Here is a 13,224-nt window from a genome sequence, read left to right as displayed (position 1 = left end):
CTCAGTACCCAAGACCGGATACCGGGAGCGGCAGGCAAGCATTACGGGAAGGCCTGCCGCCCCGGCATCCGCATTTAACGGCCCCAAGAACAACACCAGGAAATGGGCATCCATGCTCGCACAAGAAGTCCTTGACGCTCCCGCCCTCAGCTCGTCCTGTGGAAAAGAACATGCGCCCACGTGGTCCGAAGCGCGCCGGCTGGCGTTTGCCTTTGCGCGGCCGCTCGGGTCCGCGCGAGTACCGCTCCGGGACGCAATCGGGCGTGAACTGGCCTCCGATGTCCGTGCCCGCCAGGACATCCCCCACTATGCGTCGTCCGCCATGGATGGTTGGGCCATCAACGGCAGCGGACCTTGGACCCTCGTCAGCTCCGGAACCCGGTTGGGTCACGGTGAAGCCAGCCTCATCGTCACGGGAGGCCTGGTTCCCGACGGCGCTGCCGGCATCCTCCGGAAGGAAAGCGGCGTGGCAAGAGGCGACGGCCTCCTGACGCTGCGGCCGGACGCGAAAGCCGGCGAAACACTCCCTGGCCGCCACGTCCGGCCCGCCGGTGAAGAAGCGACCGCCGGGGACGTCCTCATCCCGGCAGGGACCCGGTTGAACCCCGCCCACATCGCCCTGGCGGCGGTAGCAGGCCACGATCAGCTGAGCGTGCAGCGCAAGCCGCAGGTCGCCGTCGTACTTACCGGCTCGGAGGTGGTGACGTCCGGCAACCCCGCACCTGGACAGGTGCGCGATACCTTCGGCCCGCAGCTGGATACCGTCATTTCGCAGCTCGGGGGCACGCCGGCCGGGCAGCGCCGGATCGGGGACTCGTATGGGGAATGGCTGGCCGCGCTGAGCGGGTCCTCGGCGGATGTCATCATCACCACTGGTGGTACCGGGAAATCCGGAACGGACCATTTCCGCGCCGTGCTTGCTGCTTTGGGCGGCCGCCTCCTGGTTGACGGGATCGCCATGCGCCCCGGCCACCCGGCCGTCTTGGCGGGACTCCCCGACGGACGTTTCGTCATCGGCCTGCCGGGAAATCCGCTGGCGGCGATGGTGGCGTTGCAGACCCTTGGTGAACCGCTGCTCGCCGCACTGGGAAATGGAAGCCTGCCCGAACCGGCGCAGCTGACCTCCGGTGCCGATTTTGAACCGGACCATGGCAGGACGAGGCTGATTCCTTGCACCTTGGCCCACGGACTCGCCATCCCCGTCTCCCATACCGGCCCGGGAATGATGCGGGGCCTGGCGTGGGCGGACGGATTGATGGCGGTTCCGCCGGAAGGACTCGACGCCGGTCAAGCCGTTTCCGTCATGCCGCTGCCGTGGACGGCCCCGGCTTCGCACTAGCCACCTAATGGGCATGGGATGCCTCCGTCTAGGATGAGACCCATGGCCGCACGCAGCACCCCGGACCTCGACAAGGACGCAGACGCCCAGGGCGGAGGAGTTCAATCGGTAGACCGGGCCCTCCAGATCCTCGAAATCCTGGCCCGCGAAGGCGATGCCGGCGTCAGCGAGATCGCCGAGGAGATGGGTGTGCACAAGTCCACTGTGTCCAGGCTGGTGGGGTCGCTGGTCAACCGTGACATGGTCCGGCAGAACAGTGAAAGGGGCAAATACCGGCTGGGCTTCGGCATCCTGCGCCTGGCCTCCGCCATACCCGGCCGGCTCAGCGTGGTGCACGAGGCCAGGGAGATCCTTGAGGACCTCGCGTCCGAATACAAGGAAACCGTCAACCTGGCCGTGCTTCGCTCCAACTATGCGGTGAATGTGGACCAGGCCATGGGCCCTTCCACGCTTGCCACCTATGACTGGGTCGGCAGCCTCACCCCCTTGCACGCCACATCGAGCGGCAAGGTGCTCCTGGCTGCCCTGACAGCTGACGAGCGAAGCCAGGTGTTCAAGGCCGTGGGACTTCCTGCCCGCACGCCCCGCACCGTAACCAACCGCGGAGAGTTGGAGAAGCAACTCCTGGACGTCGCCCGGAACGGGTACGCGATAGTGCACGAGGAGTTCGAAATCGGCCTCACCGCCGTCGCCGTGCCGGTTTTCAATCACTTGGGGGCAGTTATCGCCGCCGTCAGCATCTCCGGTCCCGCGTTCCGGTTTGATCCAAGGGAGCAGCCCGGCCTTATCGGGGGCCTCCGGGAGGCGGGCCTGGCGATCAGCACCCGGATGGGTTACAGGCACCGCTAGGGCAGCTCCCTGAGAGCCTCTGTAACAGGCGGACTTCATTCGGATTGCTGATATATCAATTAGACGTTAAATAATATAAAAGCCTTGACTTTCGAGTGTGAGCTGGCGCACTCTGTTGCTTACCGCGATTGTTGTTGATTCATGCGGAACGACCGCTCGGCGTAAGCCGACGGTCCCAGAACAAAGGGAAAGGTGTCCTGGCCAGACGAAGCCCCCAACCGTTACCCGCTGCCAGGCACCACGCCCATCCCCAAAAACAAGCCCATGACACGCTGAGCAAAGGACCCGCTCATGGCTATAAGCAGTGACACCAAACCACTAACACCTGAGGACTTACCGCCCGAAGAATTGCCACCCGTGGAGGCCACCATCTCCCCCGACCAAACCCTTCCCGACGCTGAGGATGCCCCTCCAGCAGGACTGACCGACGCCGAAGAATACGAGCAGATCCTCGAAGAACTGCGCCACCGGAAAACTGAGCAAGCGGTCACCCAACGACGCAACCGCAAGCTCACCCTCGACAAAGTAACCTTCGGAATCACGGGCGCCATCGCCGTCGCCTTCGTGATCTGGGGTTTCACCGGGCGTGACAGCCTCGCAGACACTTCAAAGGGCGCCCTGAACTGGGTCATGGAGTACACCGGCTGGCTGTTCATGGTGCTGGCCTCCCTCTTTGTTGTCTTTGTCCTCTGGCTCGCCCTGGGCAAGTTCGGAAATATCCCCCTTGGCAAGGACGGCGAAAAGCCGGAATACAAGACCGTTTCCTGGGTGGCAATGATGTTCGCCGCCGGCATGGGCATCGGCCTCATGTTCTACGGAGTGGCCGAGCCTCTGTACCACTACATCTCGCCACCTCCGGGAACCGTGGACGGCCGGACACCTGCCGCCATCCAGACCGCCATGGCCACCTCGATCTTCCACTGGACGCTGCATCCCTGGGCGATGTACGCCGTAGTGGGCATCGCCATGGCCTACGGAACCTACCGGCTGGGACGCAGGCAGCTGGTTTCCACCATGTTCACTTCCTTGTTCGGCATCCGCATGGTGGAAGGACCGGTTGGGAAGTTCATCAACATCCTGGCCATCTTCGCCACGCTGTTCGGCACCGCGGCTTCCCTGGGCCTCGGCGCCCTGCAGATTGGCAGCGGCCTGACCTCCAACGGTTGGATGAGTGAAGTAGGCACTCCGGTCCTGGTGGTCATCGTGGCCATCCTGACGTTCTGCTTCGTGGCCTCCGCCGTCTCGGGAATCAGCCGCGGCATCCAGTGGCTCTCCAACATCAACATGGTCCTGGCCGTTGTCCTGGCACTCATCGTCTTCGTGGCGGGCCCCACGCTGTTCATCCTCAACCTCATCCCGTCCGCCATTGGCGACTACGCCAGGGACCTTGCCGAGATGTCCTCGCGGACCGAGGCCGTGGGAGACGAAGCCCTCCGCAGCTGGCTGACCAGTTGGACCATCTTCTACTGGGCCTGGTGGATCTCCTGGACGCCCTTCGTTGGCCTGTTCATTGCACGCATCAGCCGCGGCCGCACCATCCGCCAGTTCGTCACCGGCGTCCTGCTGGTGCCGAGCGTCGTGAGCGTTATTTGGTTCGGCATCTTCGGCGGCGCGGCCTTCAACGTCCAGCAGGAAGCTGACAAGGCCGGCACCCCCGGCCTGGTCACTGTGGTCAACGGAGCACCGACCGTGAACTTCGACGGCGCACTCTTCGACCTGGTGAAGAACCTCCACATGCCGGACTGGTTCACCGCCGTCGTTATTGTCTTGGCGATGGTGCTCGTGGCGATCTTCTTCATCACCGGCGCGGACGCTGCGTCGATCGTCATGGGATCGCTCAGCTCCAACGGCGCCGAGCATCCGCGCAGGGCAGTTGTCATCTTCTGGGGCAGCCTCACCGGAGCAGTGGCTGCTGTCATGCTCCTCGCCGGTGGTGATGAGCCATCCGAGGCACTGTCGGGGCTCCAGAGGATCACCATCGTGGCCGCCTTGCCGTTCATCATCGTGATGTTCCTGCTTTGCTTCGCACTCACCAAGGACCTCCGACGCGATCCGCTTTCACTGCACAGGCGGCTTGCCACCTCCGTGGTGGACCGCGCCATCCGCGCCGGCGTCGAGCAGCACCGGGGCGTGCAGTTCGATCTCGTCACCAAGCACGAGTGCGCGGGGAAGTGCGCCGATTCGGACTGTCCCGGCGGCACGCCCACCGGAAGCATCCCGATCGTCGACGATTCCCCTGCACGGCCGGAAGCCAAGTAGATCCCAGGAAGGCTCAACAATGACCACTATCCCAGCAGAGAAAAGCACCCTCCGCGTCATCAATGAATCCACGGAGCACGTCTCCTTCACTGTGGAGGGCACCAACCCCGTAACGGTCCGGATCGAGCTGAAAGGTGGCTGCCCCTGCGGCTCGGAGCACAACCGGCCCGGCTCCTACGTGGACAGCGACCTCGGGCGGTAAGCTGCCCGCCGTCGGACATTAATCACCAAAGCACAACAAAGCAGGCGCCGGAGATCCGGCGCCTGCTTTGTTGTGTATGGGTGCTCTTACTTGGGCATCAGCACGGTGTCGACGAGGTAGACCGTTGCGTTGGCGGTGTGGACGCCACCGCAGATCACGTTGGCACCGTTAACCGTCAGGGCATCCTTGGTGCCTGCAACCGTCACTTCACCACCCTGGACGGTCTTGTGGGTTCCCACGATCTTGTCCGGGGTGATCTGGCCGGGAACAACGTGGTAGGTGAGGATCTTGCTGAGCGTCGCGTCGTCCGTCTTCAACGCCTCGATCGTTGCGGGGTCGATCTTGGCGAAGGCGGCGTCAACCGGCGCGAAGACCGTGAACTCGCTGCCGTTCAGCGTGGATACGAGGTCCACCTTGGGGTTCAGCTTGCCCGAGACAGCCGCCGTGAGAGTCTTCAGGAGCGGGTTGTTGGACGCGGCAACAGCCACGGGATCCTGTGCCATGCCAACAACCGAGCCTGCACCGTTGGGAACCTGCTGGGCGTAACCTGCGCAGCCGGGGCCCACAAGGTCGCGGGCCGGATCCATGGCAGCCGATGCCGTGGCGGAGCTTGAGGAGGCCGATGGCGACGATGCCATGGAGGAAGCGGAGGAAGAAGCCGACGGAGCGGCGGACGAGGATGCGGAAGAGCTGGAGCCACTTGAACCACCACAAGCCGTAAGTCCCAGAAGGGCGGCTGCAGTGAGGCCAACGAAGGCGAGGGCGGGGCGCTTTGTGGACAACATGTCATTCTCCTTGTTCTGGAACCAGGGCGCTGGGTCCGGTGGGTGTGGGACACGGGCGGCCCGGCGTTGCTCTCGCTCGGCCGGTTTGTTTGTGTCTCACCAGCTATTCGGAGGATGGCGGGGGGTGGATGGGTGGGATTTAAAAAAGTTTCTTAACCGCCTCGTCGCTGCCGATCCTCGCTCACATCCCACCCCTTTTATCCCGACCCTCTCTCGCCTTGCCTAGCGACTCAATGACAGGATGGACGGATGGCTATCGAAGTCCGCCCGGCCACGGTGTTCGATGACGTCAAGACCATGGTCGGCCCCAAGAACCCGGCCTCCAACGTGTGCTGGTGCCTGAGCTACCGCGTTCCGTCCAAGCTCAACCTGAGCCTGCAAAGGGAAGATCGCGGCAAGTACGTCGAGAAACTGGTCGCCGAAGACCCGCCTCCCGGTGTTTTGGCGTACGACGGCGGCGAGGTAGTCGGGTGGGCGGCCGTCCACCCCCGTGCCGACACCGGCTTCGCAAGCAACCAGAAAATCCCGCATGTGGACGACTCGGAGGTTTGGTCAGTGTGGTGCATCCGGGTGAGGCCGGGGCACCGGGGCCGGGGCATCTCGCACGCACTCCTGCAAGGCGCCATAGACTTCGCCAGGAGCCACGGCGCTCCGGCCATCGAGGGCTATCCCGTGGACAACAAGGGCAGCAAAGTGGATCTGACCATGGCGTACGTCGGAACGCGGAGGCTCTTCGAGAAGGCCGGCTTCACCAAGGTCGCGGAAACGACGTCAGTACTTAATGGCTTCCCGAGGGTCCTGATGCGCCTCAACCTCACCTGACACCCCAAACCAAGGGACTGGTCAGGTTCCCTGCAATCGGGCCGTCATCCGGTGCGCTTCCTCAAGCAACAACTTGCCGAGGAACTCCTGGCGATCCGGGCGGAACCGGGGTTCGATTCCCGTGAGCGAAAGAGCCCACGCCGGCCGCCCCTGGGTGTCGAACACAGCCGCGCCCATCCCCCAACTGCCTTCCAGGATCAACCCGGGATTCACGGAGTACCCGGCAAGCCGGGTCTTCTCCAGGTTTCTGCGCACAACGTCGGCTGGATGCCCCACCTCAAACTCGCCGGCGTGGGAGGCCCAATCGGAGAACAGCAACTCCTGCTCCTCATCCGGCAGGAACGCCATGATCGCAGTCCCGGCAGAGGCTACCCCCAAAGGGAACCGCACCCCTTCATGGAGCACGAAGGAGCGCACGGGGAATGAGCCTTCCTCACGCAACACACAAACGGTCTCATTGCCGCGGCGAATGGAGAAGAAGGCACTCTCCCCTGTTTCCGCGGCCAAGCGTCGAAGGGAGGGCCGGGCTATGTCTTCCATGGGGAACCTCGCGGCGGCCACTGATCCCAAGAGGAACACCTCCGGTCCCAGCACCCACTTTCCCGTGCCGGAGTCGTGTTCCAGCAGGCCTTCGGAGGCCAGGGAACTAAGGAGCCGGTGGACCGTGGGCCTGGTCAATCCGGACTCCCGGACCAAGCCAGCCAACGAGGTCCCCTCCGGCTTTCGTCCCACCAAGCGCAGCAGCAACGCCACGCGGCCAACCACCTGGGCTCCCTGTACTGCCACAACAACCCCTCACCAAGATTTCATCCACAATATGGACAAGTCACAGCGTAGCGTCCATACCGTGAGTAGCCAATAACACCTACCATTGACGCCCGCACCGCCGCAAACCTAGGCTCCAAAGGAGAACAAGCATCCGTCCACAAAGTGGATATGAACTCAATGAGGAGCCCAGCATGTCCAAACTCCACGCGAGCGCAGCCCAAGCGCTCCATGACCTTTTGGCAGACGGCCAGACCATCGCCGTCGGCGGTTTTGGCCTCAGCGGTATCCCCGCCGACCTGATTGACGCCGTACGCGAGTCGGGCGTCAAGGATCTCACCATCGTTTCCAACAACATGGGCATCGACGGCAAGGGCCTGGGCGTCCTCATCGAGGCGGGCCAGGTGCGCAAGGTCATTGCCTCGTACGTCGGAGAGAACAAGCTGTTCGCCGAGCACTACCTCGCTGGCCAACTGGAGGTCGAATTCACGCCGCAGGGCACGCTCGCTGAACGCCTCCGCGCAGGCGGCGCCGGGATCCCCGCCTTCTACACCCGCACCGGGGTGGGAACCCTGGTGGCCGAAGGCAAGCCGCTGGAAGAGTTCGACGGCGTCACGTACGTCCGCGAGCGCGCTATCACGGCGGATATCGCCCTGGTCCACGCCCACACGGCAGACACCGACGGCAACTTGATCTACCGCTACACGGCGCGGAACTTCAACCCGGTGGTCGCCACGGCGGGCAACGTGACCATCGCCGAGGCCGAGGTCATCGTGGAGCCGGGCCAACTGGACCCGAACCACATCGTCACTCCGGGGGTCTACGTCCAGCGGCTGGTGCAGGCCACCGACCGCGTCAAGGACATCGAACAGCGCACGGTCCGCCAGCGCCTCGCAACCGCGGCCGTCTAACCCAGCCGCCCAAGAAGAACCAAGGAGCACACACCATGGCATGGACACGTGACCAGATGGCTGCCATCGCGGCCGAAGAACTCAACGACGGCGACTACGTCAACCTCGGCATCGGCATCCCCACACTGGTGGCCAACAACCTGCCCGACGGCGTGCGGGTGGTCCTCCAGAGCGAGAACGGCCTGCTCGGCATGGGCCCGTTCCCCTACGAGGGCGAGGAGGACGCCGACCTCATCAACGCCGGCAAGCAGACCGTCACCATCACCCGCGGCGGCAGCATCTTCGACTCGGCCACGTCGTTCGGAATGATCCGCGGCGGCCACGTGAAGGTTGCCATCTTGGGCGCCATGCAGGTGTCCGGCAGCGGGGACCTGGCCAACTGGACCATCCCCGGGAAGATGGTCAAGGGCATGGGCGGGGCCATGGACCTCGTCGCGGGGACACCCCGCGTGGTGGTCCTGACCGAGCACAACGCCAAGGACGGTTCCGCGAAGATCGTCACGGAATGCACGCTGCCGCTCACGGGCCTGAAGTGCGTGGACCGGATCATCACGGACCTCGCCGTCTTCGATATTGAGTCCGACGAAACGCACGACGGCGGCACGCGCCTGCTGCTGACCCGGCTGGCCCCCGGCGTCACCGTGGAAGAGATCCGGGAGAAGACAGAAGCGGCCTTCGACGTCGCGCTGGAGGACAGCGCGGCTGCAGAAGCAGAAGCACTGGAAGGAGCCACGGCATGAGCCTCAAAGAACAGTTCGGCAAGGACATCCTGCTCACGGGCTGGGGCCACAGCAAGTTCGGCAAGCTCACGGACGAGACCCTGGAGACGCTGATCGTCCAGGTTGCCGGTGAGGCCATCAACAACTCAGGCCTGGATCCCCAGGACATCGACGAGATCTACCTTGGCCAATTCAACTCCGGCATGCAGCCCCTGGGTTTCACGTCGTCGCTGGCGCTGCAGCTCTCGGCGGATCTGGCCAACGTTCCGGCCACCCGGACCGAGAATGCCTGCGCTTCGGGTTCCGCGGCTTTCCAACAGGGAGTGAAAGCACTCCTCGCGGGCACGGCCCGGAATGTCCTGGTCATCGGGGCGGAAAAGATGACCGACGCCGGTGCCGACGTCGTGGGAGCAGCGCTCCTCGGCGCGTCCTATGAGATGGCCGGCAAGCCCTCGACCACCGGTTTCACAGGCTTGTTCGCGGAGGTAGCCCAGCATTACGACAAGCGCTACGGCGCGTCGATCAGCAGCCCGGGATTCGAGGCAGGCCTCGGCGACGTTCTGGGTTCCATCTCGGCCAAGAACCACCAGAACGGCATGGACAACCCGTACGCCCAAATGCACCGCGACTTCGGTGTCGAATTCTGCCGCACCATTTCGGACAAGAACCCCATGGTGGCTGAACCCTTGCGACGCACTGACTGTTCGCCGGTTTCTGACGGTGCTGCCGCCGTCGTACTCTCCAGCCAGGCGAGCAACGGTGCAACCGCAGCCGTGCGCCTGGCCGGTTTTGGCCACGCGAACGACTTCTTCCCGGCCGAAAAGCGCGACCCCACCGAATTCGCGGCAACGCGGGCTTCGTGGGAGCGGGCGTTCGGCATGGCGGGCGTCGGGGTAACCGACCTGGACTTCGCGGAGGTGCACGACTGCTTCACCATCGCCGAACTCATCATGTACGAGGCCATGGGCCTGGTCCCCCGCGGCGAGGGCGCACGGGCCATCAAGGAAGGCTGGGTCTACAAGGACGGCAGGCTTCCCGTCAATGTGTCCGGCGGGTTGAAGGCCAAGGGCCATCCGGTCGGCGCCACGGGGGTTTCGCAGCACGTGATCGCGGCGATGCAACTGAGCGGCACCGCCGGAGACATGCAGCTCCCGAATGCCCGGCGCGGAGCGGTCCAGAACATGGGCGGTGTGGGCATCGCGAATTACGTGAGCGTCCTCGAATCCCTCTAGTGAAGTCGCTCAGCGGTTCCGGATCAGGGCCGCGATCTCCGTGAATCCGAGCCGCTCTGCGTTCCGCAGGGCGGTTCGGCCTTCGGGATCACGGATGTCCGGATCAGCCCCGGCCGCGAGCAACTGCCGGACCACGTCCTGCTGCTTCGGCCCGCCGTTGTTGAGCAGGATCGCCTCCTGCATAGCAGTCCAGCCCAGGTTGTTTACGTGGTTGACCGGCACGCCGGCCGCGATCAGGATCCGCACCGTGTCAGTGTGCCCGTGCTCGCTCGCCGGGATCAGCGCGGTGCCACCGTACCGGTTGGTGGCGCGGACGTCGGCCCCGGCGTTCAACGTCAACTGCAGGACCTCGTTGAAGCCCTCGGCGCCCGCATAGAGGAACGCGGAGTCCTGGATATCGTCCTTCGCGTTCACGTTCCCTCCTGCCGCGATCAGCTCGCGGACCCGGACGGGATCGTTGGCTTTGGCTGCGAGGATGAGCAGCCGGTCGGCTTCCATTTGTGCCTCCGGTGGCAGTGGGGTTGGGGTCACCACGGCAGGGGACGACGACGCCGGTGCCGGGCTCGCGCTGCCCGGCCCGCCCACGCTGGAAGGTGGGGCCGTCGACGTCGAACCTGCCGGGCCAGGTGCCGCAGCAGGCCCGCAGCCGGCCACGAGCGCGGCGAGCACCAGCGCCGCACCCGCGGCCACGCCGCGAACCTTCATTGGATTCATGAAGCCGGGACTAGTTCGCTGCGGCCAGGGCGTCGGCTCCGGCGGTGGCGCAGGCTTCGTCCAGTGCACCGTCGGGAGCGCCGCCGACGCCGATACCCGCCACCGAGACACCGTTCACCTTGAGCGGGACGCCGCCAGCCAGGAAGAGGGTGCCGGGGAGGTCAGCGATGGACGGGCCATTGCCGTTGATGCGCTTCGCCAGCTCACTGGTGGGAGCACCGAAGGCCGCAGCGGTGTAAGCCTTCTGCTTTGCTGCTTCAATGGTGTGCTCGGCGGCGTTGTCGCCACGGAGGATCGCCTGGACAGTACCGAAGCGGTCTACCAGGGCAACGGTCACGAACGGCAGCTTGTCCGCCTGGCACTTTGCGAGCGCGGCGTTGACGGCCTTGCTGGATGCGCCAACGGTAATGCGGTTCTGGGCTATGACATTTTCCGGCGCGGGCTGCACGTCCGCGGGAGCCTTTGCGGCAACGGCCTCAGGTGCAGTGGACGGTGCCACGGCGTTGGCCACGGCTGTGATGCCGCCGGTGAGCAACAACGCTCCGGCAGCGGCGGCGGCGAGCGTCTTGTTGGGCTTCTTCATGGGTTCTCCTTGGGACGTAATGGGCTACGACTCCATGCTTCCGCCGCACACCCCAAGCCCACATCGGCCAGCCGCCGGTTCAGGTGTCAGCCTTTCCGCCACCGGTATCAGCCAAAAGGTGGAGAGACCTGCAGCGGCCAGGGACCTAGCATGGAAAGAGCGTCATCAACCGAACGGGAAGCATCCATGACACCAGGCACCAGGCCGCCCATCGACAACCGGAAGGACGGCCGTATCGATGTGGTGGTGCACTTTGGATTCGCAGTGCTCATGGTCGCTTCGGGCGTCAGGTATGTCATGCGGCACTCCCCCGCGGACAACCTTTGGACCGTGGCATTGGCCGCCGCGGTCTGCGTCCTCTATGCCGCCACTGCCGTCCTGGCCCGCCGAGGTCGTAGCCAAAAGCAATGGCTCCCTTGGATGGTCGCACTGCTCGCGGCATGGTCTGCCTTGGTGGTTGTGGCGCCCAGCTTCGCGTGGTGCTCCTTCGCCATCTTCTTCCTCAGCCGCAGCGCTTTCCGCGGCTGGCCCGCGTATGTGGCGGGAGGTGCGACGGCGGCCGCCACCGCCGTCGGGCTCTTCCGCATGAGCGAGTGGACCGACGTCGCCATGCTGTTGGGCCCGCTCGCCGCAGGGGCGCTGCTCACGTTGATCTATGACAAGATCGAGCGCGACGCCGCCCTCCAGCGCAGGCTCCTCGCGGAAGTTTCAAGAACCCAGGAACAACTGGCCGCCAGCGAGCGCGCGGCCGGTGTGGCCGCAGAGCGCGGGCGCGTCTCCCGCGAAATCCACGACACCGTCACGCAAGGCCTGGCCAGCAGCCTGCTGATGCTGGAAGCGGCGCAACGGTCGTGGCCGCAGCCCTCGTCCCTGGATGAACTGTCCAAGGCCACCGGGCTGCTCCGCCGGAACCTCGCCGACACCCGCAGCCTCGTCCACGAATTATCAGCGCCCGGACTCGAAACCGGACCCTTGGCGGAAGCGTTGGAACACGCTGCCCGTCAGTACGTACCGTCCGTCACGGTCCACGTCACGGGAGACCCAGGACGGGTCCCGCCTGAGGTCCGGCATGCCTTGCTCCGCGTGACGCAGAGCGCTGCAGCCAACATCGGGCTCCATGCGCAGGCGGAACACGCCAGCGTGACGCTCGGTTACCTCCCCGGAGCCGTCACCCTGGATGTGTTCGACGACGGACGCGGCTTTGATCCCTCGGCGGTCCCTTCCCCCTCGGAAGCCGGAGGGTACGGGCTCAGGGCCATGAGGCAGCGGATAGAGCAGCTTGGGGGCCTCCTGTCCGTGGAGAGCACGCCGGGCGAGGGCACCATCGTCGCTGCCCAACTGCCCCTGCCCCCCGCGAGCAACCAGCCGTATGCCGCAGCGAAAGGGACCCCATGATCTCCGTGCTCCTCGTGGACGACCACACCGTTGTCCGGAGCGGACTCAAGGCGCTCCTCGGCACCCAGGACGATATCGACGTCGTAGCTGAAGCCGCCTCCGGGGAGGAAGCCGTGCAAGCCGCGGAAGAGTATTCACCAGCGGTGATCCTGATGGATCTGGACATGGGCCCGGCCATGGACGGCATCGAAGCCATCAAGCAGGTCCGGCAACGCAGACCCAAACAGGCCATCATCGTCTTCACCACCTACGATTCCGACGCCGACATCGTCAGGGCCGTGGACGGCGGCGCCATGGGTTACCTTCTCAAGGACGCCGCACCGGAAGAGATCTTCGCCGCGGTCAGGGGCGCCGTCCAGGGCAAGAGCGTCATGAGCGCCCCGGTGGCATCACGGCTCTTCCAGCAACTGCGAAACCCCGATGACATCCTCACGCCCCGTGAAGCGGAACTGCTGAGCCTGCTGACCGAGGGCCTCAGCAACCGGGACCTCGGCAAACGGCTCTTCATCTCCGAAGCGACCGTCAAGACCCACCTCGCGCACATCTACGCCAAGCTCGGCGTCGAGACCCGGGCGGCTGCCATTGCCACCGCCATCAGGCGTGAAGGAATGCGCTGAGTTTCTATATCTCCGGCGAGGGCATTGGTTTA

At 64.9% G+C, this 13,224-nt stretch carries 14 protein-coding genes; 10 read left to right on the top strand and 4 right to left on the bottom strand.

Going from position 1 to position 13,224, the window contains the following annotated elements; translation table 11 throughout:
• The first annotated feature begins 112 nt into the window (after positions 1 to 112).
• From ACIPY2_RS20340 to ACIPY2_RS20325, 4 genes are all read left to right on the top strand, one after another.
• Positions 113 to 1,339: a molybdopterin molybdotransferase MoeA gene (locus ACIPY2_RS20340; RefSeq protein ID WP_400268210.1), complete on the top strand. Its 1,227-nt coding sequence runs from the start codon at positions 113 to 115 to the stop codon at positions 1,337 to 1,339.
• 42 nt (positions 1,340 to 1,381) lie between these two features.
• Positions 1,382 to 2,188: an IclR family transcriptional regulator gene (locus ACIPY2_RS20335; RefSeq protein ID WP_400268209.1), complete on the top strand. Its 807-nt coding sequence runs from the start codon at positions 1,382 to 1,384 to the stop codon at positions 2,186 to 2,188.
• A gap of 291 nt (positions 2,189 to 2,479) precedes the next feature.
• Positions 2,480 to 4,447: a BCCT family transporter gene (locus ACIPY2_RS20330; RefSeq protein WP_400268208.1), complete on the top strand. Its 1,968-nt coding sequence runs from the start codon at positions 2,480 to 2,482 to the stop codon at positions 4,445 to 4,447.
• A 19-nt stretch (positions 4,448 to 4,466) separates the two neighbouring features.
• Positions 4,467 to 4,649 (top strand): hypothetical protein, encoded by a 183-nt coding sequence (locus ACIPY2_RS20325; protein ID WP_400268207.1) that lies wholly within the window; start codon positions 4,467 to 4,469, stop codon positions 4,647 to 4,649.
• Positions 4,650 to 4,735: 86 nt separating this feature from the next.
• Here ACIPY2_RS20325 and ACIPY2_RS20320 read toward each other — a convergent pair whose 3' ends face one another.
• Positions 4,736 to 5,434 (bottom strand): fasciclin domain-containing protein, encoded by a 699-nt coding sequence (locus ACIPY2_RS20320; RefSeq protein WP_400268206.1) that lies wholly within the window; start codon positions 5,432 to 5,434, stop codon positions 4,736 to 4,738.
• Positions 5,435 to 5,683: 249 nt separating this feature from the next.
• Here ACIPY2_RS20320 and ACIPY2_RS20315 point away from each other — a divergent pair, with 249 nt between their 5' ends.
• The gene (locus tag ACIPY2_RS20315) at positions 5,684 to 6,256 is read left to right on the top strand and encodes a GNAT family N-acetyltransferase (RefSeq protein WP_400268205.1); all 573 of its coding nucleotides are present in this window, start codon (positions 5,684 to 5,686) and stop codon (positions 6,254 to 6,256) included.
• A 21-nt stretch (positions 6,257 to 6,277) separates the two neighbouring features.
• Here ACIPY2_RS20315 and ACIPY2_RS20310 read toward each other — a convergent pair whose 3' ends face one another.
• Entirely contained in the window at positions 6,278 to 7,042 is a 765-nt protein-coding gene (locus ACIPY2_RS20310; protein ID WP_400268204.1) for an IclR family transcriptional regulator, read from the bottom strand.
• A 173-nt stretch (positions 7,043 to 7,215) separates the two neighbouring features.
• Here ACIPY2_RS20310 and ACIPY2_RS20305 point away from each other — a divergent pair, with 173 nt between their 5' ends.
• From ACIPY2_RS20305 to ACIPY2_RS20295, 3 genes are read left to right on the top strand one after another with little or no spacing between them, the layout of a single operon-like run.
• Positions 7,216 to 7,932, top strand: coding sequence for a CoA transferase subunit A (locus tag ACIPY2_RS20305; protein WP_400268203.1), 717 nt, complete (start codon positions 7,216 to 7,218; stop codon positions 7,930 to 7,932).
• A gap of 35 nt (positions 7,933 to 7,967) precedes the next feature.
• Positions 7,968 to 8,672 carry a CoA transferase subunit B gene (locus ACIPY2_RS20300; RefSeq protein ID WP_400268202.1) on the top strand — a complete coding sequence of 235 codons (705 nt, stop codon included), beginning with the start codon at positions 7,968 to 7,970 and terminating at the stop codon, positions 8,670 to 8,672.
• Positions 8,669 to 9,883: an acetyl-CoA acetyltransferase gene (locus ACIPY2_RS20295; RefSeq protein ID WP_400268201.1), complete on the top strand. Its 1,215-nt coding sequence runs from the start codon at positions 8,669 to 8,671 to the stop codon at positions 9,881 to 9,883. The genes ACIPY2_RS20300 and ACIPY2_RS20295 overlap by 4 nt, the downstream gene beginning before the upstream one ends.
• Positions 9,884 to 9,892: 9 nt before the next feature.
• Here the strand turns inward: ACIPY2_RS20295 and ACIPY2_RS20290 are convergent, their stop codons facing one another.
• Entirely contained in the window at positions 9,893 to 10,597 is a 705-nt protein-coding gene (locus ACIPY2_RS20290; RefSeq protein ID WP_400268200.1) for an ankyrin repeat domain-containing protein, read from the bottom strand.
• Positions 10,598 to 10,607: 10 nt separating this feature from the next.
• Positions 10,608 to 11,180, bottom strand: coding sequence for a heme-binding protein (locus ACIPY2_RS20285; protein ID WP_400268199.1), 573 nt, complete (start codon positions 11,178 to 11,180; stop codon positions 10,608 to 10,610).
• 186 nt (positions 11,181 to 11,366) lie between these two features.
• Here ACIPY2_RS20285 and ACIPY2_RS20280 point away from each other — a divergent pair, with 186 nt between their 5' ends.
• The gene (locus tag ACIPY2_RS20280) at positions 11,367 to 12,575 is read left to right on the top strand and encodes a sensor histidine kinase (RefSeq protein WP_400268198.1); all 1,209 of its coding nucleotides are present in this window, start codon (positions 11,367 to 11,369) and stop codon (positions 12,573 to 12,575) included.
• The gene (locus ACIPY2_RS20275) at positions 12,572 to 13,192 is read left to right on the top strand and encodes a response regulator (protein WP_400268197.1); all 621 of its coding nucleotides are present in this window, start codon (positions 12,572 to 12,574) and stop codon (positions 13,190 to 13,192) included. Before ACIPY2_RS20280 ends, ACIPY2_RS20275 begins: the two co-directional genes overlap by 4 nt.
• Positions 13,193 to 13,224 lie beyond the last annotated feature (32 nt).

Source organism: Paenarthrobacter sp. NPDC089675, from assembly GCF_044749185.1.
Lineage (GTDB): Bacteria > Actinomycetota > Actinomycetes > Actinomycetales > Micrococcaceae > Arthrobacter.
Note: the sequence above shows the minus strand (reverse complement) of the source record. Positions and strands in the feature narration are given on the sequence as shown.